Origin of the sequence: Stutzerimonas kirkiae (assembly GCF_004327335.1) — a bacterium.
Classification (GTDB): Bacteria; Pseudomonadota; Gammaproteobacteria; order Pseudomonadales; family Pseudomonadaceae; genus Stutzerimonas; species Stutzerimonas kirkiae.
The window spans coordinates 170,077-191,556 of the sequence record NZ_QJUO01000002.1 but is presented as its reverse complement, the minus strand read 5'-3'; the positions used below and the strand labels follow the sequence as shown (position 1 = coordinate 191,556).

Sequence of the window (21,480 nt, the reverse complement as noted above, 5' to 3'; positions counted from 1 at the left end):
GTTACCGATAGGGGAAGAGCCTTGTGCTCTTCCCCTGTTTCGTATCTGGGAGGGGCTTTTACAGAACCACGCGGACTGATTCGAGTGGTTCTGCAAGAGCCTCTGGAGGTTGTAAATGGAAAACCTTGACGCACTGGTTTCGCAAGCGCTTGCGGCCGTGCAGGAAAGTCGTGACATCAACGCCCTGGAGCAGCTCCGGGTACAGTACCTGGGCAAGAAAGGCGAACTGACCCAGCTGATGCAGACGCTCGGCAAGCTCTCCGCCGAAGAGCGGCCGAAGGCCGGTGCGCTGATCAATGCCGCCAAGAGCCAGGTGCAGGATGCGCTCAATACGCGCAAGGCCTCTCTCGAGCAGGAGGCCCTGGCCAGTCGCCTGGCGCAGGAGCGCATCGACGTCACGCTACCTGGTCGGGGCGAGCAGTCGGGCGGCCTGCACCCCATCACTCGTACCCTGGAGCGCATGGCGGAGATTTTCACCCGTATCGGCTACAGCGTCGCCGAGGGGCCGGAAGTCGAGGACGACTACCACAACTTCGAAGCGCTCAATATGCCGGGGCACCACCCCGCGCGGGCGATGCACGATACCTTCTACTTCAACCCGACCACGGTGCTGCGCACCCATACCTCGTCGGTGCAGGTGCGGACCATGGAGTCCCAGCAGCCGCCGATTCGCATCATCTGCCCCGGCCGGGTCTATCGCTGCGATTCCGACCAGACCCACTCGCCCATGTTCCACCAGGTCGAGGGGCTGCTGATCGACGAGGGCGTAAGCTTCGCCGATCTCAAGGGCACCATCGAGCAATTCCTGCGCGCCTTTTTCGAGGCCGATCTGGAAGTGCGCTTCCGTCCGTCCTTTTTCCCCTTCACCGAGCCTTCGGCCGAGGTGGATATCCGCCGTGTGGTGACCCGTAATGGCGAGCAGAAGGCCGACTGGCTGGAAGTGCTGGGTTGCGGCATGGTGCATCCGAACGTGCTGCGGATGTCGGGGATCGATCCTGAGAAATACCAGGGCTTCGCCTTCGGCATGGGAGTGGAGCGCCTGGCCATGCTGCGCTATGGGGTGGGGGATCTGCGGATCTTCTTCGACAACGATCTGCGTTTTCTCGAGCAGTTCCGTTAAGGCCCCAGGATTCTAGGAGAGCAGAATGAAGTTCAGTGAACAGTGGCTGCGTAGCTGGGTGAACCCCAGGGTTTCCAGTGACGAGCTGGTAGCCCGTCTGTCCATGCGAGGATTGGAAGTCGACTCGGCAACACCTGTGGCCGGTGCCTTCAGCGGCGTGGTGGTGGGTGAGGTCTTGAGTACCGAGCGGCATCCGGATGCGGACAAGCTGCGTGTCTGCCAGGTCAGCGATGGTGTACAGACGCTCCAGGTGGTCTGTGGTGCTCCGAATGTGCGGCCAGGGCTGCGTATACCCTTCGCGACGATTGGTGCCGAGTTGCCTGGTGGCTTCAGGATCAAGAAGGCCAAGCTGCGTGGCATTGAGTCCAATGGCATGCTCTGCTCGGCTTCCGAGCTGCAGATCAGTGATGAGAATGACGGTTTGCTTGAACTGGCCACCGATGCGCCGGTTGGTGCGGATATTCGTGAATACCTTGGCTTGGACGACATCAGCATCGAGATCGGTCTGACGCCGAACCGGGGTGACTGCCTGTCCATCGCCGGCCTTGCCCGTGATGTCGGGGCGATCTATGGCGAGCCGGTGCGGACGTTCGAGATCGCGCCGGTGAGCGCCGTGCACGATGAAACCCGCAGCATCGAAGTCGTGGCGCCGGAAGCTTGTCCGCGCTATCTGGGCCGCGTCATTCGCAATGTCGATATTTCACGTCCGACGCCTGTGTGGATGGTCGAGCGCCTGCGTCGTTCGGATATTCGCAGTATCGACGCGGTGGTCGACGTCACCAACTATGTGATGCTCGAACTCGGCCAGCCACTGCATGCCTTCGACCTGAAACAGATCCAGGGCGGCATCCGTGTACGCATGGCGGAAGACGGAGAGCAATTGGTACTGCTGGATGGCCAGAAAGTGACCCTGCGTGCCGATACGCTGGTCATCGCCGACCACGGGCGGGCGCTGGCGATTGCCGGGGTCATGGGCGGCGAACATAGCGGTGTTGCCAGCGACACCCGTGACCTGTTCCTGGAAAGCGCTTTCTTCGACACCATCGCGTTGGCCGGCAAGGCCCGTTCCTATGGCTTGCACACCGATGCCTCGCATCGCTACGAGCGCGGCGTGGATGCACAGCTTGCACGCCGCGCCATGGAGCGTGCGACGGCCTTGCTGCTGGAAATCGTCGGTGGCGAACCAGGGCCGATCGAGGAGGCGCTTACCGAGGAAAAGCTGCCATCCGTAGCGCCGATTACCTTGCGCCATGAGCGTGTCGAGCAGCTTCTGGGGCTTTCCCTGCCTGCAGAGCAGATCGTCGGCCTGCTCGCCGCGCTGGGGCTGGAGCTCGCCGAACAGGCTGTTGGCGTCTGGGCCGTCGAAGTGCCGAGCCACCGCTTCGATATCAATCTGGAAGTGGACCTGATCGAAGAGATCGGACGGCTCTATGGCTATGATCGCCTGCCTGTTCGCTATCCGCAGGCGCGGCTGGCACCTGCGGCTCGTTCCGAGTCTTCCATCGAACTGTCCGCCCTACGCAAGACACTGGTGGCGCGGGGCTACCAGGAAGCCATTACCTACAGCTTCATCGATGGAAAATCCTTCGCCCAGTTCCAGCCAGACCTGCAGCCGCTGCTGCTGTCCAACCCGATCTCGGCGGATATGTCGGCGATGCGTGCATCGCTCTGGCCTGGCCTGGTCAAGGCGTTGCAGTACAACCTGAATCGCCAGCGTACCCGGGTACGACTGTTCGAGGCGGGACTGCGCTTTGTCGGGCAATTGCAGGGCGGCCTCGACGGCCTCCGTCAGGAGCGTGTCCTGGGTGGCCTGTTGAGTGGTGCCCGGTTGCCGGAAAACTGGAGCAACGATCGAGAATCCTTCGATTTCTACGATGCCAAGGCGGATGTGGAAGCATTGCTGTCCGCAGCCGGGGACTTTGCATCCTATCGTTTCGTCGCGGGTGAGCACCCAGCCTTGCATCCGGGGCAAACGGCCCGTATCGAGCGCGAAGGGCGCCTGGTCGGTTTCGTCGGTAGCCTGCACCCACGCCTGGCGAGTGAACTGGGCATCGAACAATCGGTCTATCTATTCGAGTTGCTCGTGCCGGAAATCCTGCAGGGGCGTTTACCGCAGTTTTCCGAACTGTCGCGCTTCCCCGAAGTGCGTCGAGACCTCGCGTTACTGGTCGAGCGCAGCGTTTCGGCCGATGAGGTACTTGGTGCCATTCGCGAAGAGGCAGGGGAGTACTTGACGGATCTGCGCCTGTTCGATGTCTATCAAGGCAAGGGGATCGATCCGCTCAGCAAAAGCCTGGCCGTCGGCTTGACCTGGCAACACCCTTCGCGCACTCTAAATGACGACGAAATAAACGGTGCCCTGCAGGGTACGCTCGACTTACTGAGAGATAGGTTCAACGCAACGTTAAGGAAATAGCGCAATGGGGGCCCTGACGAAAGCAGAAATGGCCGAGCGACTGCATGAAGAGCTCGGTTTGAATAAACGTGAGGCCAAGGAGTTGGTCGAACTTTTCTTCGAAGAAATTCGTCAGGCCCTCGAGCAGAACGAGCAGGTCAAGCTTTCCGGTTTCGGCAACTTCGACCTGCGCGACAAGCGCCAACGGCCAGGACGCAATCCCAAGACGGGTGAAGAAATACCTATCACGGCACGCCGCGTAGTGACCTTCCGCCCGGGACAGAAACTCAAGGCCAGGGTAGAAGCCTATGCTGGAACCAAGTCATAACGACGAGCTTCCCACCATACCGGGCAAGCGTTACTTCACCATCGGCGAAGTGAGTGAACTGTGCCTGGTCAAACCTCACGTCTTGCGCTATTGGGAACAGGAGTTCCCCCAGCTCAGTCCGGTGAAACGACGTGGCAATCGTCGCTATTACCAGCGCCAGGACGTCCTGATGATCCGCCAGATTCGCGGCCTGCTCTATGACGAGGGCTTTACCATCGGTGGAGCAAGGCAGCGTCTTTCTGGAGAAGCTGCCCAGGATGACAGCACCCAGTACAAGCAACTCATCAGACAGACGATCGCAGAACTGGAGGAGGTTCTGCTGGTGTTGCGGGTTTAGCTTGTAGCGTTCAGGGCTGATTGGTTACTCAACGGCTTGCTCCAGTAACGTATCAGCCAAGAAAAATCTTCACAGTTTCAGATGCTTAATGTAGAATGCCGCCCGTTGCCGAAGAGGCAGCGAAGTGTCGGGGCGTAGCGCAGCCTGGTAGCGCACTTGCATGGGGTGCAAGGGGTCGAGTGTTCGAATCACTCCGTCCCGACCAAAAAACCTCAAGAAATCCAGTCACTTAGCGGTGACTGGATTTTTTTATGCCTGGTGGTTTTTGAGGGCGTCCGAATTTTGCCCCACTTTTTGCCCCACCGGGGATTTTTGCGCTGGTCACTACCCGTGAGGAGGGATCGGTGGAGGGCTTTGTGTGAGCTGAGCCGGCAGGGGCGTTCCTGTCTGGCGAGTGATTAAAAGGATTGCAGTGGCAGGAATAAGCGACGGCTATCCGAACCAAGCGGCAAGAACCCGTATTGCTCGTAGAATCCCCGAACCTGGTCGTCGATGACGTCGACGACCAGGGCGTAGATTGCGATCTGATTGCTGATGGCCAGCGTACGCTTGATGGCATCGGCTAGCAGCAATCCGCCTATGCCACGACCCTGGGCATCCTGGCTGATGGCGAGGCGGCCGAGCAAGGCGGCGGGGAGTGGGTGGCGGGGCAGTCTGCGAGCAAGCTTTTCGGGAAGCTGGTCGAACTCGATCGACAGGCTGGAAAGGGTGTAGTAACCCGTGATGACGTCTGGCTGCTCCAACGTGGTGGCGACGAATACCCGGCTAACGCGGCGCTTCACGTCTTGGCCGGCTTGCTTGTGTAGGTAGTCGTCCAGTGCGTTTACGCCGCACTGGAAGCCGGCTCGGTGATGGTTGGTGGCCAATGGCGTGATGAGCAGATCGACTCGCTCGCTCATCGGCTGGTGATACGCTGTTCGTGACTCTCAAGGACGGTGGCCAACTTCTTGTTGAACCTGACCGGCTTGCTCAGCGCATCGAAGAACGCTTCTGCATCGTTCGCCTTCAGGCTCATGACCTCATGCTCGTGAATGGTTTTCTCGGCATGTGCCAGTGCGCTGTTCAGGATGAACTGGCTGACGGTTTTGCCCTCGAAGCTCGCGGCGCGTTCCAGGGTTTTCTTGGCGCTGTCCTGCAGGCGGAGGTTGATCCGTTCCTGTTTGGTGTCTGTGGCTGTGTTCATGGCGAAAGCCTCCACTCCAGGGTAGATGTGAAGTATTGTACGTCAAAGTGGTGCCTTATCAATGTCTCTTCGTACTGATAGCCACCAGGAGCTTCGTGGAGATGCTTTCCTGTACCGTTTGGATCAGTGATTCAGGGTGTGCTTTTTTAGCCAGACGACGGCTGCTTTCGGCTGATTCTGTTGAAAAAGTCCCTCCGCGATTTTGCTCACGAAAGGGGGGCGTTGAAATCTGGCTTGCTCAGAAGGCAGAAGACGGAGCTGTCTTGATTTTTACACAGCAACGCCAAAATTGAGCGTTTTTTGAACTGCTAAAAAGCAGCTCTCCCAGAGGCCGACTGTTTTCAACAGAATCGGCCAAAAGCTGACGCTTGCAGCAGGGAGGTGTCTGCCCTAAAGCTGACGCTTGGGACTGTCTACTAAACTAGGGGCTATTCACTGCACCATAAGCAACTGGAGAAGGGAGGAGTCAATGCCTCAGCCCAAATGGCGCGCATACGAAGAGCTGGCCCAGTCCATTATCAAGGAGCTGGCCACAGAGTTTGGTCTTGAAGGTATTGAGGGCAAACAAATTATTCCCGGAAAATCGGGAACAAATTGGGAAATTGATGCCAAAGGGATCAGAAGCGGAGATTCCGGCGTCATCCTGATAGAATGCAGGCGCTATCTAAATTACAGAATAAAGCAGGAGCAGATGGCCGCTGTCGCATACCGTATCGACGATATTGGGGCCGTGGGCGGAATCACAGTAAGCCCTCTTGAACCGCAGGAAGGAGCCAGAATACTGGCAGAGTACGAGAATATTACACATATGACCCTTGATCCTGATAGCACGCCGGAAAATTACTTTGTCAACTTCCTGAGTAAGGCGTTTTCAAAAGTCACTGAGACCATCGCTATTGGTGATTTCTATGAACTGGAAATCTGGAAAGACGGAAAGCGAATTGATTGAAAATAAACACAACGGAAACGAGCGCCATGACAGCGAAAGAGATTAAGCAGGCAATTGAGTGTTGGGCTTCACGCCCGACTTGGTTTGCATCCCACCCAAGTGATACACAGGAACTTCGCCGGGCCGTATCAAACCTGAAATCGCTAAATTATACACCAAGTAAAGATGAGCTTTTTGAAGTAATCTACGAACGTGTAAAAGACCTTCCGGCCATGCTTGGTACACCGAAAGATATTCGTAAAGCGGCTCAAGATTACGCTGCAAAAATCTATAACAAGCTCTGATAGGCGACTGACATAATAGACTGCAAACTGATGCCACTGACCGGTCGCTATGGATTTATTACCGCCAGCTGCCCCTGTAGGTCACACTTTATGCGAATTTAGCTTAGGACACGCCTGCATGGGAAATGCAACTTACCAAGTTGACTACGGAGCTGTGAAAGCGGACGTCAGGGAAAGGTACGCGATTTGGATTACCCTTTATGCTCAGATCGAATCCAGAACACGAGAACTACAGCATAACCGACTGTTTCCCATCGACAGCCTGCAACATCTGCTGGTAATGGCGCTTTTTGCCAGGACTGTATCAAACACATCAGCAGCGATGCTCGTGGCAGAGCATGGGTATAAAGTTCAATGTAAGGCGTTGTTGCGAACGGCACTGGAATCAATGTTTGCCTTGGCAGCGATCGCAAAAGACTCAAGTATGGCGGAAGCATTTGTGCGGTCCGGCGAACGTGAGGTCAAACGAAAGGTATTTAAGTCGCGCCTTTGGTCACTAAATCTACGAACGCCATTGGCATCACGCTTTAGCAGTGAGACTTTCAAAGAGGCCGAGGATGTCGCTAAAACCACTAAGGCCAGAAACATATCAACCGAAGAGATGGCCAAGCTAGCCGGTCTTCATGACTGGTATCTGACCGCCTATACGGTCTTCAGCGACGCAGTGCATGGAAACATTCACGACTTGGATCAGCAATTCGTTCGCAGTGAATGTGACGAAGAAATCGAGGGTGTGCGAAGCGGGGCAATTGTAGACGACCTGCATGGTCTTTACTTATGTGCATCTGAGATTCTTCTCAAAGGATTAGAATCCATGGATAACGTATTTCAAGTTGATACAGGAGAGTTCCGCAAAAGCATGCTGGAGAGCTTGGCCGATGCGGTGAAGCAATATTCTAGAAGCAGTATGCACTTGTAGCCATGTGCCTGCTTGCCAGGTTACTCAAGAGCAAGAAAAAGGGCCTTTCCGAACGACGAGCGTCTGCTAATGAGGGCAGAAACCGCCGGATCTGACAGGCAATTTCTGGCCGGTTGCTGCCGGTAGCGAGCTGCAGCTTTGGGGCTATCTCTGCTTATTACGGCGGTTTCTTATTATCGCAATTCGATACTGTGTTGTGACCTGGCGAGGCAGAGCTAGAAGTGTATACTTTGGCAAGTTTTGTCAAAGGCGGACGAAACCATGAGTACCATGAGCATCTCCCTGCCGGACGCCCTCAAGAGCTTTGTTGATGACCAGGTCAGCCGGCGAGGCTATAGCACTAGTAGCGAATATGTGCGGGAGCTGATTCGCAAGGATCAGGATCGGCAGCACCTACGTGGTCTGCTACTGGCCGGGGCTGAGTCGGCTCCCACTGCTCCTGTGGATGGCGACTACTTCGAATCCCTGCGCGCCAGGGTTCGGAAGTCTCTATGATGATTGTCAAGCCTGTTATTCCATTGGTACTTGTCATCCGGGGGGGGAGGCGCTGCCAATTCTCCACGCAGCCTAGATATGAAGGGATCAGCGCTCGGCATAAAAAGGGCCTTATTGTGCAAAATGTCTTAGCCAACGTTATGGTCAGCATTCCTGAGTTGAAGAAGGGTTCGTCTGCAGTTATGGCTGAAGCGGGTGGTATGCCAGTGGCCATTCTCAACCATAGCCGTGTGATGGGCTACTTAGTGCCTGCCAAGCTATACGAGCAGGTGATGGAGCGCCTGGAAGACTTGGAGTTGATTGAGGTGATCAAAGCACGCTCTGGCGAGCAGGGCATTCCAGTAGAGTCAGGATGACTTATAAAGCTTGAATTCCTGCCCTGTCGGATCACCAACTTCCTTTTTGGAAGAATCATCCCCTACGGAGGCTCTCATTAGACAGCTCCCGCCTCATACGCTAGGCGTCGCGCTGGCCCATTGGGCGATGAACTCGCCGATTCTCTCCTCGATGCGGCTCTCGACCGTGCGTAGACGCAGGATGGGAATGCGACTCTTCGCCAGGATGTCATTCTTTAATGCGTCCCGCGCTGCCTGATCGGGTCGGTCGTGGGTGCCGCCATCGACCTCGATTACCCCCACCGGGGTCTTGCCCACCTTGAAATAGATCACGAAGTCGCAACTGGCGCGCTTCATGAAGATCCGCTCGGGTTGCGTCAAATCCGGGTTGCTCGGTGATGCGACCTGATCCAGCTTGACCTGATCGTGGTACATCAACGCCTGGCACGACGGTTCGGACAGCGCCTCGCGCAGCAGTTGCGCCACGATCTGCTCGGACTTGTAGCGTGAATCCTCGGGCCGCAAGTGGGCGTCCAAGCGCGCGAGGGATTGGTCAAATTCCCGGTACAGCAGATCGAAGGCCGATACCACGGGCGCGCGTACGATCTGCTCGTCCTGCGCGTAATAGGTGACGTAGCGCATCAGCGCCGCGATGTGGCCGTTATTGCCGGTGAACACCTCGTCGCCCGTCACCAGGGTAAAGCGGTGCTTGGCCCGCGACACCGCCACGTTGATCATGCGCGGGTCATCGACGAAGTCCAGGCGCTTGCGCTCCTGGTTGTAGCGTTTCTTGTCCAGTACGGTGGAGAAGACGACCTCGTCGCACTCCCGGCCCTGGAACTTGTGCACGGTGTCCTTGACGAAATCCGCCGGCAGGCGCGTACCGGAAAGGTTGACCTGATCCCGGAAAGGCGCGATGAACCCGCGCCCGTCGCCGTCCAGCCCGACCGGCTCGCCCTCGTCGTCGAGCAGCTTGAGCAGGGAGTCCAGCTCGCGCAAGTTGGTGTTCTGGCGGGTGTGGTTGCCCTTGGCGGTTACCACCAGGCGCAATGGTGCTTCGCCCTTGTCCTTGGTCATGGGAACCAGCGCGTTGTCGTAGAACTGCTGGTTGCAGAACTGGATGATCCTGGGATGGCAGCGGTAATGCTCTTTCAGCAGGGTTCTGGGCAGCGCCTCCTTGAACACGCCGATGCACGAATCGAGCAGGCTGTAGCGCTCGCAATCGTAGGCCTCGGCGGGCGCCTGCAGGCCCAGCTTCACGGGAATGTGCGCCAACTGGCGGTTGTCGCCGACGACGATCAGGTTCTTCGCGCAGCCCAGCGCCAGAATGCCCGGCACGATGTCCTGCAACGAGGCCTCGTCGATGATCACGTAGTCGAGGATCGCCCCCGGCGCGATCGAGTTGACGATGGAATGCGTGCCGCTGCCCAGGATCGGAAAACGCCGCACGAAGGCATCGAACTGTTGCGGATGCCGGTACGTCTTGGCATCGAAGTTGTCCGACGGTCGTGCCTGACGTTGCAGATGCTGCTTCAGGTGGCGCATCGACGCCGTCCTCAACACCTCCAGGGAGGCTTCGAAGTTCCCGCGCGCCAACGATTCGCGGCACGCCTGCAACTCCGCGTCCTTGTCTCACAGCGCCTTGTCGTAATAGTGCATCTGCAGGGCATGGAAAACGGCCAGGCGCGCATCGCCTTGGGCAAACGGCTTGGCGCGGAAGATCCTGAAGTTGAACAGTAGCTCGATGCGATCCTTGAGGCGGATGCGCTGCTCACCCAGATGGCTCAGGTAGGCCATCAGGTCAGCGGTCTTGCGCGGCGACAGTCCGTATCTGTCCAGTGAGGCGACGGTTTGCACGCCGCTTTCTGCCTGCCATTGCTGCAGGTAGCGTCGCTCGATGGTCAGCTCATCGAGTTCGACCTGCAGTTGCGCCGCCCGATTTTGATCGTGCAAGTGCTGCTTCACGCGGGCCAGCAGGGCCTGAATCTCGTCCAGCGTCGGTGCGGGCTCGGGCTCGCTCAATGGCCAAGGCGGCAGGTCGGCGAAGAAGTCCTTGCGGTTGTCCTGGTTGCCGAGTCTGGCGAACAGATGGCCCAGGCCACATTTCTCCAGCTTCTCGTAGACGTTTTCCACCGCCGCATTGTTGTTGGACAGCACCGCTACCGTCTGTCCGCACAGCAGGATATTGGCAAGGATGTTGAGGATGGTCTGGGTCTTTCCGGTTCCCGGTGGGCCCTCGATCACGCTGACCTGCGCACGGAACGCTTGCTCGACCGCCGCGAGCTGGCTCTCGTTCAGGCCGAACGGATAGATCAGCCCCCGACCCGGCGCCAGCGTGCCGTTGCGCCCGGTACAGTAGGCTTGCAAGGCAGTGTCGGCGCTGGAGGGTAGCTTCTCCAGTTGGCGCACGACATTGGCGGCGATCTCACGGTCGGTTTTCGACGTGGCGCAATTCTGCCGGGCATTCGCCACGGCTGAGAAATAGTGGAAGACCGGTGCATCCTTCATCGCCGTCGGCGCGGCAAAACCGATGCCGTCCATCTTGTGGACATAGGGCTTGTCGGCGTCCGGATAGTGCACGACGGCATACCGCTCGCCGTAGATCGTCGCCTTGGCGATGGGCGTGACGATTGTGCTGCCGGGCTTGGTCAGCAACATCTTGCCCAGCTCGCGGGCGGGAGAAATACGGCAGTCGCTGAGAGGGCGTGTGTAGGTTTTCTTGGAGGGGTAATGACACGTGAGTAGCAGAGTTTCGTACTTGTCGCTCCAGTAAATCGACCAGTCGCTGATCTTAGCGGTCTTGTCCTCACCTTCCACCTGAATCGAAACCATGCGTCCATTATCCGTATGTGTACTGCATCTTGCCGCGCCTCACGCCGAACATCGAATGCCGACATTTCTCCAATTGGGATCATCTTGCCATCATTGCGTGCATGATCGATAGCATGGCTCATGCGGTTGGTCATGGTCAGCCTGCCCGTGGCCGCTGACGATCAGCAACTGATCGAATCCTTTGCGGGAGCGATGGTGCTCAGGTGGGGTCAGCATCTTGAGTGACGTATACTCTGCTACGTCATGAGCATCTTTTGTGATAAAAATCCTTTAATAAACAACATATTGTTTATTTTATATGGGTAGGTGGGAGACAGCATGATTACCGAAGAACGCTTGAAAAGGGCTATCGCGTTGCGCAAGGACAATGTGTTCCTGCGTTCCGAGTTCGCTCGTTTTGGCAGCCCGGCCCAGCTCTCCAGAGCCTTGAGGCAGCTCATTGCTGAAGGTGTGCTGGTCAAGCTGGGACTGGGTGTGTTCGCCAAAGCTAAGCCCAGTGCGTTGACCGGTAACCCCATCCCTGTGCAACCCCTAGAGGTGTTGGCACCGTTGGTTCTGCAAAAGCTTGGTGTCAAGGTGAAGCCTTCTCAGCCGGTGCGCGAATACAACTCGGGTATTTCCCAGCAAGTGGCTGCTGGCATTGTGCTGGACACCGGGCGCCGCCGGATTACTCGCAAGCTGGGCTTCGGCAAACAGACGGTAGCCTATGAAAGCCATCACGCCTGATCAGGCCGAACTGATCGAGGCGGTATAGGCTGAACTCGATGTCGGCCTGCTGACTGCCAGCATCCTGGAGAAGGATATCCACGTCACGGATGCCTTGCGCGCCTTGCTGGACATGGAGTATCCCGTAACCCATCTGGTGTTCTGCGGTGGTAACCGCGACGACCACCCGAAGAACTTCATCCTGAATTTGAAATCAGGGCTCGGTCACTACTGGGGCGTTACGTGGGCGTGGATATCTCTGCTGTCATACCCTCGCTTGGAGAAAGTCCCACCTGGCCACAGCGGTTTTGATGGCTTTCTTGACGGCCTTGGTCTTTTCCTTCGCTGTATCGGCCAGCATGGCCTGATCGACGCTGATATCGGGATGCTCCGCCCCAAGAGCCAGCTCCCAGATGGAGAGGCGTGTCGCTAGCATCTGGATTTGCCTCATCGCTTCGTGGTGTTTGACCCTGAGTAGCTCGATGCGCTGCTTCGCTCGTTTGCGCTCAAGCTCGCGCGCTTTTTCAAGCCGTTGTTCCCGCTGCCGGTGTTCCTCAATCAGCCTCTCGGACTGATTGAGGGCTTCGTCAACGAGGTCGCTCTCGCTCTTGACCAGCCTTTCTGCATTTTTGCGCAGTGCCTTCTTGGTGTTGGTTGGCAGGGCAAAGGTGCAGATTATCTTGCCCTTCTCAGATGAACGATACCTGTGCTGGCGCAGGGCATTTCTGAGGCGCTTTATAAAGTCACGACCGCGCTCAGTCCTTGTGAGGTGTCGAATGATCTCCTCGATGACCTCATGGCTGGGCTCTCTGTTCTTGAGGATATTCCTGATGTCCTCGGCAATCGCCGGGTTGGCGTTACCCTCTATGTAGTCGCACACCCACTGCCATTCGGCGTTCTCTTTTTTCAGCCAGCGAATCTTGTCTGCTGTAGGCACGGTCGCTCTCCGTTTCTCCATGAAAGCGCCGCTCAGGGGCGTGAGCGGCTTTCGGGATGCTCTATTTTTCTGAAAAATGTTACGCGTGTATGTTATCAGTAACAGAAAAATAAAAATTCGTATGAAAATACAGAGTGTAAAATATCTGCTTTTCTGATTTTGATTCGACATGGATCTGTATTTTGAGCGCTTTTCAACGGTGGTTTCCGCATGTGGCCCGGACGCCCGATTTCTGCTGGAGGTCATCATTGCTGGGCCGGAGTACAGGCATGAGCCATGGCAAGACCTCAGCGTAAAGTCGCTTGCGAAGCACCTTCGTTTGGATGAGACGGTCGTTTCCGCTGCGTTGAGCGAGTTGGTCGACGCGGGTGTGCTGGAGCGATGTGTCGCCCCGCGGAATGGACTCAGAGGGCGGGGGAAGGTTACATACGCATCGTGCCTGGGGAATGAGCCCGAACTAGCAGATCGCACGTATCCGCAGCACGCCGAGCTATTGCAGATCCTGTTCTCGAAGGCGGACATGGCCTTTGCTGTGCTCGGAAGCGAGCTGGATAGAGCAGCAAAACGGGGAGCGCTAAACGGGTCTAGGGTGTCCCAGGAATCCGAAACGTCCGACCAGGACAAAGCCGCTACGAAGCCTAAGAGGGGAAAGCACCAGCTTTCCGGTGGGCGTGGGCGACTGAGTACCCGCAATCGCCTGCTTTTCGCGGTGCTGCTCTCACGCTCAGACCGGTTCGGTGAAGTGCAGGTAGGGGTTCCAGAACTGGCGAAGCTCACGGGCATGCATCCTGAGCAAGTGAAGACCCGTCTTGCTCGTCTAATGATGCTGGGGCTGATTCGGCGGCATATCCCCGGCCTGTCGAGCAAGGTTTTTGCCGCAGGCAGGATCGAGAGTACTTACTTTCTGAATGTCGATGCGCTCACGCCGCAGGGAGCCATTGCCGTTCATATAACCCATGACTGGGAGGGCAAGAAGTTCACCCACGCGGATGTGCTGCACGGCGATTGTAGTAATGCCGTGAAGGGGCAGTTGAATGGGCTGGAAACGCCAGCCAGTCTTCTTCGCCTCTTGATGGGGCAGCCGGAGAAAGTCTTTTTCCTGTTTCAGCACTTGCTATATCGGTACGCCTCTCACCTGCTCTCGCTACATTGGCAGAAATTGGCTTCGGATAAGCCGATTGAGGACGCTGAGTTGAGGGCGTGGATTGAGAGGGATTTCATCAAGGCGCCGAAACCTGCGCTGGCAAGCGAAATCGATCCCGAACTGAAAACGGGAAGTGGTGGCGAAGCGGTCAGTGATCTGAAGGATGGCGCGGGCGGCGAGGCAGGGCAGACCTGTACGTGCATCTACGCGTTGGCAATGGAGATTGCGCGCGAGTATCTAGCGCGATTCGGCCAGGCGGACTGGGTTGAGTTCGAGGCGGCGGATATTCGCATTCTGCCGGCCATGAGCGATCTCGGTTACCGCGTGATCACGATCTTGTGTCAGCCGGCACTCGGGGGACTCGGGCGTTTCTCGGTGCTGCATGAGGTTGAGCGGGGAGTGGTGGCCATCGGGCCGAAAGCCAATGAAACCGAGTTGGCCTTGCAGAACCGCCTGGATTTCGGATTGGCCAGTCTGCCACGCAGGGTAAGAAGGGCGTTGGGGCTGCAGTAAAAAAAACCTCTGTCAGCAGATCCTCTGAGCTAACAGAGGAGCCTGCTCATGAGGATCATTCGCCTGAAAGAAGTCATCGATTCGACCGGCCTGGCCCGGTCGACCATCTACAAGTACATCGGAGAGGGCACCTTCCCGAAGCCGGTCTCGTTGGGGGAACGTTGCGTCGCCTGGGTCGAAAGCGAGGTACACGACTGGATCCTGGCAAGGATCGAGGAACGCGATTCGGCCGAGAAGTCCCCAGGCCGATTTGGCCGCCTGGGGACGGTTGTCTGATCGTCAATTATCGGCGTCATGGCTGGCTACGGCTGGTCATGACGCTTATGCCGGCTGAGTTGCAACCTCAGCTAACTCACTCAGATGGTTGATGGGGCGTTTTCCCGGCAGGCGTGGCAATGTGGCTCCTCGTTGCCCTGCCTGGCTAGGGAAGTCAATGGCGGACTGGCTGGTTCTATTGAAATAGCAGATAGCTATCTATCCAGTCATTGTCATAGGAGGCATCTGTATCCTGAGCATTATCTGGCTCTGACCCAGGGAATAGGCCATCGGTTAAAAAATACACATCCCCATACCTGTATGTCTTAAACCATCAGGTACATTCCCATGACTAAGCGCCCCATCCATGCTCGCCTGTCGCAATCCGATATTGCCATCCAGATTCAACGACTTGTCCAGGCCATCGAGAGCCACGACACGCCGGCATTCAGGTTCAAGCCAACACGCTCGGGGTTCAAGCTGATCGAACGAACCCGGCTCTCTCGCTACTTCGATCATATCCAGCAGATGATCGACCTGTTCGACGAGCACTATGCGTACCGCTACAGCGAACACCTCCAGGCGTTCTGGGAGGCCTGCCAGGATGTTGGGCTGGAGCGCAGCCCTCGCGGCCCTGTCTGCCTGGACGAAGAGGGAACGGACTACCTGGATCATTACCAGAGTATGAACGTCCTGGTCGCCCGGATCCGCCAGTTGATTCGAGAACCCCGGTATCTACGCAGGAACGATGACCATCGCTACCAGGCCAGACAGCAGGAAACCGGAATCGTCGATTACGTTGATTCCGTGCTCGATCGTTACTCGCGGAGCGTGGTGGTCAGGATCGATCTGTTCTACCTCTCGGTAGCCCGAGCACGATTGCGGGCGGAGCACGTCTTCGATGATCTGGACAGGCTGATGGCCGAGCGTGTGCGCAACCCGATTTTCGAGCATCTAACGGGCTACATCTGCGCAGTGGAGCAAGGGGAGAGCCGGGGCTACCACATCCATGCAGCTTTCTTCTTCAACGGTGCGGAGATACGTGGCGACCTCTACAAGGCTCAGCAGATCGGCGAGCTGTGGGAGCACATCACTCGCGGTCAGGGGTGTTTCCATAGCTGCAACCATGACAAGGCACGCTATGGGGAGCGGTGTGGGGTCGGCACCCTTCGCCGAAATGATCGCAAGGCTCGCGACAACGTCCACCAGGTCGTGCGCTATCTGGTCAAAGATGATCAACAGCTCCTGCTGAAGCCTCAGGGGGCCAGGTGCCTGCGTAAGGGGCAGGTTTTCTGATGCCTGCATCACGCTGTTGCAGCGTATTTTCCATGCTGGGCAATAGTGTGAACGGCCGCCCAGCGTGGATGCATGCCGGCATCGTCTTTTATGACCAAAATAAAGACCAAATCTAGGGGCTTGATATGCAGAGCATTTTCGCCGACATCGCAGTCAGTGTGTCCGAATTGAAGAAAAATCCATCCGGGGTCATGGCCAATGCGGACGGAATGCCGGTTGCGGTGCTCAACCACAATCGTGTCATGGGCTACCTGGTTCCGGCCGGGTTGTACGAGTCGATGGTGGGGCGCCTGGAAGACCTGGGACTGGTCGAGATCGCCAAGGCGCGAACTGGGGAGAAAGCCATCCCGGTGAGCCTGGATAACCTTTAAACTGGGGCTCCTGCCTTCCGTCTTGAAGCAATGGGAGAAACTTGGTTATCACGGTGCGCGAGCAGATCAATAAGAAGCTCAGGGAGCGCTTGGAGAGGCCACACGTGCATGCCGACGCTTTGCGCGAAAAATCAAGCTGCAGGTTTCCGGTTACCGCCTTGTCTATCGCGTCGAGGATGAGCGGGTGGTCGTGGTGGTGGTTTCGGTGGGTAAGCGCGAGCGCGGCGCAGTCTATCAATCGGCGAATAAGTGCTAATCGGTTGCCTTGGATTGACGAATAGTAAATGTAATATTTGTATTGGGGGATTTATGAATAAAGAGTATCTTCAGCGAGAATATCCCGTTCCAGTGCCTGAGAAAGAGGTTTTCTTTGGGCTTCTGATAGCTATATTGAGTTGTGCGGCTATCTTGAAGAATCCTGAATTTTTCGACTGGTTTGGCGCACAGGGAAACGGACAAAAGTTGTCACTGCAGGCTTGCTCTGCCATGTGCGCTTTTATTGGTGTTTTGCTTTGTGATATAAATTTCTTTCGAGCTGGTTTTATTCGACGGAGGAGGGGGCAGTATTTTTATCTCAGAGAATGCGCAGAGCAAAGATACGAAGTTGCAAAGCAAAAGCCAATAACTCGAGAAAAGGTTTCGGTGCTCTGCGATCATTTGATTCATATTTCTAACTTGAATCAGCACTTTGCTTCGGTGCTTGATCCAAGCAGAAATGCCAAATGCGCCAAGGCATGCGGGCTGTTTTTGCTGCTTGTTTCTGCAGTGCTTTTATTGGTTAGCGCTGGATAATACTATACACTTTCTATCTATATTGGCTGGTGCGGTGGTCAGGGCATGTTCTTGGCTTTTACGGATCTTTTTGCTTTATTTTATAAAGAAAAAATCATTTATCTAATCGGGGCCTGCCAGCCCCGATTAGATAAATCTAAGGTATTTAAGGCGTTAAGGGTGTTTTCCTTCGCTACACCAGTCATCCCACTCGCCAAACTGTTCACTCGTAACCAAGGCATCCTCTCCGACTTCATTGCGGTAAGCCGTGATCCAGTCGTTTATACAACTTTCGCTATTCGAGATTGAGGACGGCTGGTTCTTCGCGATACTCGGCTCGTGAAAGGGTGATACTCCATAGGCAATGTATTCGGCACTGGATACCTCTCTGTATGTTTCGCGAGGCGTTGTGCTCTCCAGTACATGGAAGCTCGGCTCTCCGTAGTTGTAGGAATACTTAACTTTTACGCCATTGGCCCAGACCTCTTCGTCCTCTGCATCCTCTCGTTTCAACACGCCATCAGGCACCAGATTTCCGGGGTAGCCGCTGTAGAAATCCTCGTCGCTTCTGTGCGGTGACTGAGTCAGTTTGATCTCTTGGATGACCGTTCCATTGACCGAGTCGAATTTTTTCATCCAGCCGGAAAGGGCAACGCCCTTGTCATAGATGATTTCCGACTCCTGCTGGACGATGTCGGTGTGCAGGATATTCACGAACTTTTTCTGCACGCCATCGAGCTTGCCATTGCCGTAGTTCTCCTCGGCAGAGGTATATCGCTTCAGCTTTCCAACTATGTAGCCATATTTGAGTTGTGTGCCGTGTAGCTGGCCGTTCAGGTAGTTATACTTCCCTTCGGAGTCTTCCAAGAAGCCATCTTGTTTGTTTCCTGCATGCCATGTGAGCTTCGTCAGAACGGTCTTCCCGTCGCCGCTCCAGCGAGTGTCCTCCCCATCCGGCTTGCCATCCTTGTATGCTTTTTTCGACACCAGATTACCATTCAGATATTGCTCTTCCACACCGTCCTGGCGACCATTCTTCCAGTTCTTGACGGAGATCTTGTTTCCTGTCTTGGCATCGAATACTCGTTCGGCTCCATCCTTGTTGCCTGCCCGGTACTCGACTTCATACACTTTTTGACCATTGTAGAAACACTCGCTTTGTCCACTGTTACGGCCTTTTTCTATCGTGGAGTTACACAGTGCTGATATTCCAGGGAGTCCAGACGGAATGTTCAATACCTGGCCGCTGAACGGATCGGTGTCGCCGTACTTATAGACCAGCCCATTCCTGATAACGGTTTCTGCATGGTCTATTTCGGATCGACAGCCCGCAATGGAAGCTGCGATCAGGAAAGCGATGATTGATTTCTTCATGATTGGTTGTTTCTTCTGTGAATAAGGAGTATTGCGCATTACTTAAGCTGTTTCTTGTAAATGACTTTGAGCTTTTTGTTCACGTAGTCTTTTACGATTTCGTAATCCGGGTTGTAAGTCGCGAGCGCATGGCCAACGCCTGCTGCTGCGGTCAATGTGACCAGGGTCAATGTGGCGGGTGTGGACATCACGCTGAAAACTGCACCCAGGGCGCCGCCCTGGATCAGTGATCCCTTGATATCTGTTTTGACTCGGCACTTCATGCCAAGGGCCTCTACCTTGGTTTCGACGAGCTTGATCCCGTCCATGAAATTTCCTCTGAGGCCAACGACCTCGAAGGATGCCTTGCTTTTTAACAAGCCTTCTATTTGCACTTCATTTAGTCCGTTGATGACCAGCATGTTGTCTCCGTACTCCTGATGGTGGAATCGTGTTTACAGAAAGTTGATTTTCAACCTTTTGGGGTGATCCTCGATCTGTAGAGTCCTTCATGTCAAGAGGGTGGTGCTCGACCATAAAAGTCGAATGGAGGGCGCCATGCTGGAAATTGATGAAAAGACATTGGCGGGTCTGGTTGGCCGGGCGATCGCTCGGCAACGTGTCCGCTGTGAACTCACCCAGGAGCAGGTGGCTGAGCGCCTGGGGATTGGCAATGAGGCGGTGTCACGCATCGAGCGTGGGATCGTGATACCCAACATTGAACGGCTAGTCGCGCTTGCGGAGATTTTCGGGTGTGAGACGGCCGATCTGCTGACCGAAGCGAGCGCCCGTCCCGAAGATCAGGCCCGCCACCTCCGATCCCTGCTGGCCACGCTGGACAGTGACGACCGGCAACTCGTCATGGGTGTGGTGGAAAGCCTGGTGGAACGTCTGGCCCGCGGCTGAATGCTCAGCCATCAGGTGGTGACTCGACGTTGGGCGAGTCGTCGAACAGCGCTCCGCAACGCAGGCAGAGGCGGTCATATCCCATGAAATGGTATTTCCTGTGCTCGCGGGCGAAGTCCTGGGTGTCTGCCCAGTTCGATGCCGCGCCGGATATGCCCTCGACCATCATGCTGAGGGTATGCCCAAGCGGGCTTGCAACAGCGCCCCCAGGTGTTGCGCTGGACGCACCTTGAATACCCTTCAGAAAGCCTTCGAGAAGCCCTATCAGCAGCGCGATGGCCTGGGCTTCCTCTTGGGAAAGTATGACGGATGAATTACAGATCAGGCACCGTATGGTCATGGTGTGGGTTCCTCTCGATTGAAAATGCAGGCGTACGGGCGTCGTGGATCAACGCCGCGATGTGATGCGGACTCCGACCCGCTTGAGGAGCCAGCCGAACAGGCTGATTGCCAAGGCGAAAATCAGCAGTACCGGCCAGAAACGCAGCGCGAGCACCAGCAGTGCGACGGCGACTGCGCAACTGGCCAGGATGCCGATGAGTGCGAACAGCAGGGCCAGGAAGCGGAGCAGGTGCATGACACTTTCCTCCTCCCGCTACAGGTAGCCCTGCTGGGCCAGGGATACGAAGCCTTCGCGACCGACCACGATGTGATCCAACGTGCGGGTGCCTACCAGGTCGAGTGCGATTTTCAGCGTACGAGTCAGGCGGCGGTCTGCCTGGCTGGGGGCCGGATCGCCGGAAGGATGGTTGTGCACCAGAACCACGGCCGCCGCGTTGTGCTCGAGCACGGTCTTGAGCACTTCGCGCGGATAGACGCTGGCTCCATCCAGTGTTCCTCTGAACAGCTCCTGAAAACCGATGACCCGGTTCTTGCTGTCGAGCAGCAGCAAGGCGAACACCTCGTGCTCATGATCCTGCAGCAGTACTTGCAGATGCTCGGCGACCTGCAGGGGATCGGTCAGCGGTTTGCCTCTGGCCATGCGCCGAGCGGCCAACTGCAAGGCCAGGCGCAGGATGTCGGCTTCGGTGACGGGAGAGTCGATGATGTAGCTGCCAGCGATTTCGCCGGCCTTGAGTTTGTGTAATTTCATGGAGCGGGCTCCTGCGGGTAGCAAGCCGCTTGTGGCTCGCTACCTGTTGATGGTTACTGAATAGCGGGGGAGTGGGTGTTGCGCCTGGCCTGGGATTCCAGCTTCTCGGCGAGAGAAGGCCTCGCGGCGGATGCTTCCGGCTGACCCGGGGGAGTGATTGCTTCGGGGAAAAACTCCTCGACGACATTCCCGCCGTCCTCGCTGTCTTCCTCGAAGGTGCCGTTGCCGAACCCCTGTCGAGCGGCGGCATCCAGGGCGGCCTGGTCGAATCCGGCAGCCTGGCGGCTTTCGTCCAGTTGACGGGCGGCGTGCAGGGCTTCTTCGACCGCCATGCCGCTGCGCACGGTGATATCGACGTAGAAGATCGGTGTGCCGTGGCTTTGCCGGGTGGATTTACCGCGCAAGCGCAGCTCCAGTGGCAAGCACGCCAGCCGGTCACCGGAGATGGCCCGGAAATATTGCAACCGGGCGACCAGGGTGCGGATGCTGTTGAAGCCGGTGGTACGGAACACGAAGCTGCCCAGTGGATCGTCGTCGCCGATCACGACGTTGAGCCGGCCGTAGGGTTTACAGGCATTGCCTTTGGCCAGCGGGCAGGCATCCGGCGAGGGGCAAGGCAGCGACTGGATGCCGTCCTTGCCCAGGCGCTTGCAGGTTTCTCCGTTGCCGACACACAGCGGGCGCCCGGTCTGCCGGTCGAACAGGGTGTAGTCGGCGCGGAAGTTCAGCTCCGGCTCATTGAACAGCAGGCGAATCGGGATGCTGCGCAGCTTGTTCTCCTGGGATTTACGCAACTCGTCGTTGAGCGGGTGCAGCAGCCAGCCATCCTTGTTCTGTACCTGGGAGGTGATGGTGAACTGGTCGTCTTTCTCCGGCAGGCGCTTGCCGTTCTTCTCGACGACCCTGCCGATGGAGATGCGCCCCAGCACGGGCGGGGTGATTGCCAGGCCTTTCAGCAT

General features: G+C 56.6%; 25 protein-coding genes, 1 tRNA gene and 2 pseudogenes. 18 read left to right on the top strand and 10 right to left on the bottom strand.

The window, feature by feature from the left end:
* Nucleotides 1-115 precede the first annotated feature (115 nt).
* From pheS to DNJ95_RS02440, 5 genes are all read left to right on the top strand, one after another.
* Nucleotides 116-1,120, top strand: a complete 1,005-nt coding sequence (gene pheS, locus DNJ95_RS02460) for a phenylalanine--tRNA ligase subunit alpha (RefSeq protein WP_131183128.1) — start codon at nt 116-118, stop codon at nt 1,118-1,120.
* 25 nt (nt 1,121-1,145) lie between these two features.
* Nucleotides 1,146-3,536, top strand: coding sequence for a phenylalanine--tRNA ligase subunit beta (gene pheT / locus DNJ95_RS02455; RefSeq protein WP_131183127.1), 2,391 nt, complete (start codon nt 1,146-1,148; stop codon nt 3,534-3,536).
* A 4-nt stretch (nt 3,537-3,540) separates the two neighbouring features.
* Nucleotides 3,541-3,843 (top strand): integration host factor subunit alpha, encoded by a 303-nt coding sequence (gene ihfA / locus DNJ95_RS02450; RefSeq protein WP_131183126.1) that lies wholly within the window; start codon nt 3,541-3,543, stop codon nt 3,841-3,843.
* Nucleotides 3,824-4,180 (top strand): MerR family transcriptional regulator, encoded by a 357-nt coding sequence (locus DNJ95_RS02445; RefSeq protein ID WP_131183125.1) that lies wholly within the window; start codon nt 3,824-3,826, stop codon nt 4,178-4,180. The genes ihfA and DNJ95_RS02445 overlap by 20 nt, the downstream gene beginning before the upstream one ends.
* A gap of 128 nt (nt 4,181-4,308) precedes the next feature.
* A tRNA-Pro gene (locus DNJ95_RS02440) sits at nt 4,309-4,385 on the top strand.
* A gap of 193 nt (nt 4,386-4,578) precedes the next feature.
* On the opposite strand, the gene DNJ95_RS02435 is transcribed toward DNJ95_RS02440, so the two are convergent.
* Together DNJ95_RS02435 and DNJ95_RS02430 are read right to left on the bottom strand one after the other, a co-directional pair.
* Nucleotides 4,579-5,079, bottom strand: coding sequence for a GNAT family N-acetyltransferase (locus tag DNJ95_RS02435; protein WP_131183124.1), 501 nt, complete (start codon nt 5,077-5,079; stop codon nt 4,579-4,581).
* The gene (locus DNJ95_RS02430; protein ID WP_131183123.1) at nt 5,076-5,363 is read right to left on the bottom strand and encodes a type II toxin-antitoxin system TacA family antitoxin; all 288 of its coding nucleotides are present in this window, start codon (nt 5,361-5,363) and stop codon (nt 5,076-5,078) included. Before DNJ95_RS02430 ends, DNJ95_RS02435 begins: the two co-directional genes overlap by 4 nt.
* 469 nt (nt 5,364-5,832) lie before the next feature.
* Here DNJ95_RS02430 and DNJ95_RS02425 point away from each other — a divergent pair, with 469 nt between their 5' ends.
* From DNJ95_RS02425 to DNJ95_RS02405, 5 genes are all read left to right on the top strand, one after another.
* On the top strand, nt 5,833-6,312 hold the full coding sequence (locus tag DNJ95_RS02425; RefSeq protein ID WP_131183122.1) for a hypothetical protein: 480 nt from the start codon (nt 5,833-5,835) through the stop codon (nt 6,310-6,312).
* 26 nt (nt 6,313-6,338) lie between these two features.
* Nucleotides 6,339-6,596 (top strand): hypothetical protein, encoded by a 258-nt coding sequence (locus DNJ95_RS02420; RefSeq protein ID WP_131183121.1) that lies wholly within the window; start codon nt 6,339-6,341, stop codon nt 6,594-6,596.
* 118 nt (nt 6,597-6,714) lie between these two features.
* Nucleotides 6,715-7,515 (top strand): DUF5677 domain-containing protein, encoded by an 801-nt coding sequence (locus DNJ95_RS02415; protein ID WP_131183120.1) that lies wholly within the window; start codon nt 6,715-6,717, stop codon nt 7,513-7,515.
* 261 nt (nt 7,516-7,776) lie between these two features.
* Nucleotides 7,777-8,010, top strand: coding sequence for a type II toxin-antitoxin system ParD family antitoxin (locus DNJ95_RS02410; protein WP_131183119.1), 234 nt, complete (start codon nt 7,777-7,779; stop codon nt 8,008-8,010).
* 116 nt (nt 8,011-8,126) lie between these two features.
* The gene (locus DNJ95_RS02405; RefSeq protein ID WP_131183215.1) at nt 8,127-8,366 is read left to right on the top strand and encodes a type II toxin-antitoxin system Phd/YefM family antitoxin; all 240 of its coding nucleotides are present in this window, start codon (nt 8,127-8,129) and stop codon (nt 8,364-8,366) included.
* Between the two features lie 93 nt (nt 8,367-8,459).
* Here the strand turns inward: DNJ95_RS02405 and DNJ95_RS02400 are convergent.
* Nucleotides 8,460-11,177 (bottom strand): annotated as a pseudogene (locus tag DNJ95_RS02400) (AAA domain-containing protein).
* A gap of 318 nt (nt 11,178-11,495) precedes the next feature.
* Here DNJ95_RS02400 and DNJ95_RS02395 point away from each other — a divergent pair.
* On the top strand, nt 11,496-11,903 hold the full coding sequence (locus DNJ95_RS02395) for a DUF6088 family protein (RefSeq protein ID WP_131183118.1): 408 nt from the start codon (nt 11,496-11,498) through the stop codon (nt 11,901-11,903).
* Between the two features lie 244 nt (nt 11,904-12,147).
* Here DNJ95_RS02395 and DNJ95_RS19155 read toward each other — a convergent pair whose 3' ends face one another.
* Nucleotides 12,148-12,819 carry a hypothetical protein gene (locus tag DNJ95_RS19155; protein WP_165491545.1) on the bottom strand — a complete coding sequence of 224 codons (672 nt, stop codon included), beginning with the start codon at nt 12,817-12,819 and terminating at the stop codon, nt 12,148-12,150.
* A gap of 169 nt (nt 12,820-12,988) precedes the next feature.
* Here DNJ95_RS19155 and DNJ95_RS02385 point away from each other — a divergent pair, with 169 nt between their 5' ends.
* From DNJ95_RS02385 to DNJ95_RS02360, 6 genes and pseudogenes are all read left to right on the top strand, one after another.
* On the top strand, nt 12,989-14,476 hold the full coding sequence (locus DNJ95_RS02385; protein WP_131183117.1) for a helix-turn-helix domain-containing protein: 1,488 nt from the start codon (nt 12,989-12,991) through the stop codon (nt 14,474-14,476).
* A gap of 48 nt (nt 14,477-14,524) precedes the next feature.
* Entirely contained in the window at nt 14,525-14,752 is a 228-nt protein-coding gene (locus DNJ95_RS02380) for a helix-turn-helix transcriptional regulator (protein ID WP_131183116.1), read from the top strand.
* Between the two features lie 327 nt (nt 14,753-15,079).
* Nucleotides 15,080-16,027 (top strand): YagK/YfjJ domain-containing protein, encoded by a 948-nt coding sequence (locus DNJ95_RS02375; RefSeq protein WP_131183115.1) that lies wholly within the window; start codon nt 15,080-15,082, stop codon nt 16,025-16,027.
* A gap of 125 nt (nt 16,028-16,152) precedes the next feature.
* The gene (locus DNJ95_RS02370; protein ID WP_131183114.1) at nt 16,153-16,398 is read left to right on the top strand and encodes a type II toxin-antitoxin system prevent-host-death family antitoxin; all 246 of its coding nucleotides are present in this window, start codon (nt 16,153-16,155) and stop codon (nt 16,396-16,398) included.
* 121 nt (nt 16,399-16,519) lie between these two features.
* A pseudogene (locus DNJ95_RS19640) lies at nt 16,520-16,654 on the top strand (type II toxin-antitoxin system RelE/ParE family toxin); the annotation flags it as partial.
* A 53-nt stretch (nt 16,655-16,707) separates the two neighbouring features.
* Nucleotides 16,708-17,190: a hypothetical protein gene (locus DNJ95_RS02360; RefSeq protein WP_131183113.1), complete on the top strand. Its 483-nt coding sequence runs from the start codon at nt 16,708-16,710 to the stop codon at nt 17,188-17,190.
* Nucleotides 17,191-17,343: 153 nt separating this feature from the next.
* Here the strand turns inward: DNJ95_RS02360 and DNJ95_RS02355 are convergent, their stop codons facing one another.
* Together DNJ95_RS02355 and DNJ95_RS02350 are read right to left on the bottom strand one after the other, a co-directional pair.
* Complete coding sequence (locus tag DNJ95_RS02355; RefSeq protein WP_131183112.1) at nt 17,344-18,543, bottom strand: toxin-antitoxin system YwqK family antitoxin; 1,200 nt, start codon at nt 18,541-18,543, stop codon at nt 17,344-17,346.
* A gap of 38 nt (nt 18,544-18,581) precedes the next feature.
* Nucleotides 18,582-18,944, bottom strand: coding sequence for a hypothetical protein (locus tag DNJ95_RS02350; protein ID WP_131183111.1), 363 nt, complete (start codon nt 18,942-18,944; stop codon nt 18,582-18,584).
* 136 nt (nt 18,945-19,080) lie between these two features.
* Between DNJ95_RS02350 and DNJ95_RS02345 the strand changes: the two genes are divergently transcribed.
* On the top strand, nt 19,081-19,428 hold the full coding sequence (locus tag DNJ95_RS02345) for a helix-turn-helix domain-containing protein (RefSeq protein WP_131183110.1): 348 nt from the start codon (nt 19,081-19,083) through the stop codon (nt 19,426-19,428).
* Nucleotides 19,429-19,432: 4 nt separating this feature from the next.
* On the opposite strand, the gene DNJ95_RS02340 is transcribed toward DNJ95_RS02345, so the two are convergent.
* Genes DNJ95_RS02340 through DNJ95_RS02325 form a run of 4 tightly spaced genes read right to left on the bottom strand, consistent with a single transcriptional unit; the run spans nt 19,433 to nt 21,480 of the window.
* Nucleotides 19,433-19,768 (bottom strand): hypothetical protein, encoded by a 336-nt coding sequence (locus DNJ95_RS02340; protein ID WP_131183109.1) that lies wholly within the window; start codon nt 19,766-19,768, stop codon nt 19,433-19,435.
* A 48-nt stretch (nt 19,769-19,816) separates the two neighbouring features.
* Complete coding sequence (locus DNJ95_RS02335; protein ID WP_131183108.1) at nt 19,817-20,005, bottom strand: hypothetical protein; 189 nt, start codon at nt 20,003-20,005, stop codon at nt 19,817-19,819.
* A gap of 18 nt (nt 20,006-20,023) precedes the next feature.
* Nucleotides 20,024-20,521, bottom strand: a complete 498-nt coding sequence (radC, locus tag DNJ95_RS02330) for a RadC family protein (protein WP_124188979.1) — start codon at nt 20,519-20,521, stop codon at nt 20,024-20,026.
* A gap of 53 nt (nt 20,522-20,574) precedes the next feature.
* The gene (locus DNJ95_RS02325; RefSeq protein ID WP_131183107.1) at nt 20,575-21,480 is read right to left on the bottom strand and encodes a recombination directionality factor; all 906 of its coding nucleotides are present in this window, start codon (nt 21,478-21,480) and stop codon (nt 20,575-20,577) included.

Excerpts from the sequence above, each read along its gene's own strand:
- pheS (WP_131183128.1), top strand. The coding sequence starts at position 116 with ATGGAAAACCTTGACGCACTGGTTTCGCAAGCGCTTGCGGCCGTGCAG.
- pheT (WP_131183127.1), top strand. The coding sequence starts at position 1,146 with ATGAAGTTCAGTGAACAGTGGCTGCGTAGCTGGGTGAACCCCAGGGTT.
- ihfA (WP_131183126.1), top strand. The coding sequence starts at position 3,541 with ATGGGGGCCCTGACGAAAGCAGAAATGGCCGAGCGACTGCATGAAGAG.
- DNJ95_RS02445 (WP_131183125.1), top strand. The coding sequence starts at position 3,824 with ATGCTGGAACCAAGTCATAACGACGAGCTTCCCACCATACCGGGCAAG.
- DNJ95_RS02435 (WP_131183124.1), bottom strand. The coding sequence starts at position 5,079 with ATGAGCGAGCGAGTCGATCTGCTCATCACGCCATTGGCCACCAACCAT.
- DNJ95_RS02430 (WP_131183123.1), bottom strand. The coding sequence starts at position 5,363 with ATGAACACAGCCACAGACACCAAACAGGAACGGATCAACCTCCGCCTG.
- DNJ95_RS02425 (WP_131183122.1), top strand. The coding sequence starts at position 5,833 with ATGCCTCAGCCCAAATGGCGCGCATACGAAGAGCTGGCCCAGTCCATT.
- DNJ95_RS02420 (WP_131183121.1), top strand. The coding sequence starts at position 6,339 with ATGACAGCGAAAGAGATTAAGCAGGCAATTGAGTGTTGGGCTTCACGC.
- DNJ95_RS02415 (WP_131183120.1), top strand. The coding sequence starts at position 6,715 with ATGGGAAATGCAACTTACCAAGTTGACTACGGAGCTGTGAAAGCGGAC.
- DNJ95_RS02410 (WP_131183119.1), top strand. The coding sequence starts at position 7,777 with ATGAGTACCATGAGCATCTCCCTGCCGGACGCCCTCAAGAGCTTTGTT.
- DNJ95_RS02395 (WP_131183118.1), top strand. The coding sequence starts at position 11,496 with ATGATTACCGAAGAACGCTTGAAAAGGGCTATCGCGTTGCGCAAGGAC.
- DNJ95_RS02385 (WP_131183117.1), top strand. The coding sequence starts at position 12,989 with ATGGATCTGTATTTTGAGCGCTTTTCAACGGTGGTTTCCGCATGTGGC.
- DNJ95_RS02380 (WP_131183116.1), top strand. The coding sequence starts at position 14,525 with ATGAGGATCATTCGCCTGAAAGAAGTCATCGATTCGACCGGCCTGGCC.
- DNJ95_RS02375 (WP_131183115.1), top strand. The coding sequence starts at position 15,080 with ATGACTAAGCGCCCCATCCATGCTCGCCTGTCGCAATCCGATATTGCC.
- DNJ95_RS02370 (WP_131183114.1), top strand. The coding sequence starts at position 16,153 with ATGCAGAGCATTTTCGCCGACATCGCAGTCAGTGTGTCCGAATTGAAG.
- DNJ95_RS02360 (WP_131183113.1), top strand. The coding sequence starts at position 16,708 with ATGAATAAAGAGTATCTTCAGCGAGAATATCCCGTTCCAGTGCCTGAG.
- DNJ95_RS02355 (WP_131183112.1), bottom strand. The coding sequence starts at position 18,543 with ATGAAGAAATCAATCATCGCTTTCCTGATCGCAGCTTCCATTGCGGGC.
- DNJ95_RS02350 (WP_131183111.1), bottom strand. The coding sequence starts at position 18,944 with ATGCTGGTCATCAACGGACTAAATGAAGTGCAAATAGAAGGCTTGTTA.
- DNJ95_RS02345 (WP_131183110.1), top strand. The coding sequence starts at position 19,081 with ATGCTGGAAATTGATGAAAAGACATTGGCGGGTCTGGTTGGCCGGGCG.
- DNJ95_RS02340 (WP_131183109.1), bottom strand. The coding sequence starts at position 19,768 with ATGACCATACGGTGCCTGATCTGTAATTCATCCGTCATACTTTCCCAA.
- DNJ95_RS02335 (WP_131183108.1), bottom strand. The coding sequence starts at position 20,005 with ATGCACCTGCTCCGCTTCCTGGCCCTGCTGTTCGCACTCATCGGCATC.
- radC (WP_124188979.1), bottom strand. The coding sequence starts at position 20,521 with ATGAAATTACACAAACTCAAGGCCGGCGAAATCGCTGGCAGCTACATC.
- DNJ95_RS02325 (WP_131183107.1), bottom strand. The coding sequence starts at position 21,480 with ATGCTGAAAGGCCTGGCAATCACCCCGCCCGTGCTGGGGCGCATCTCC.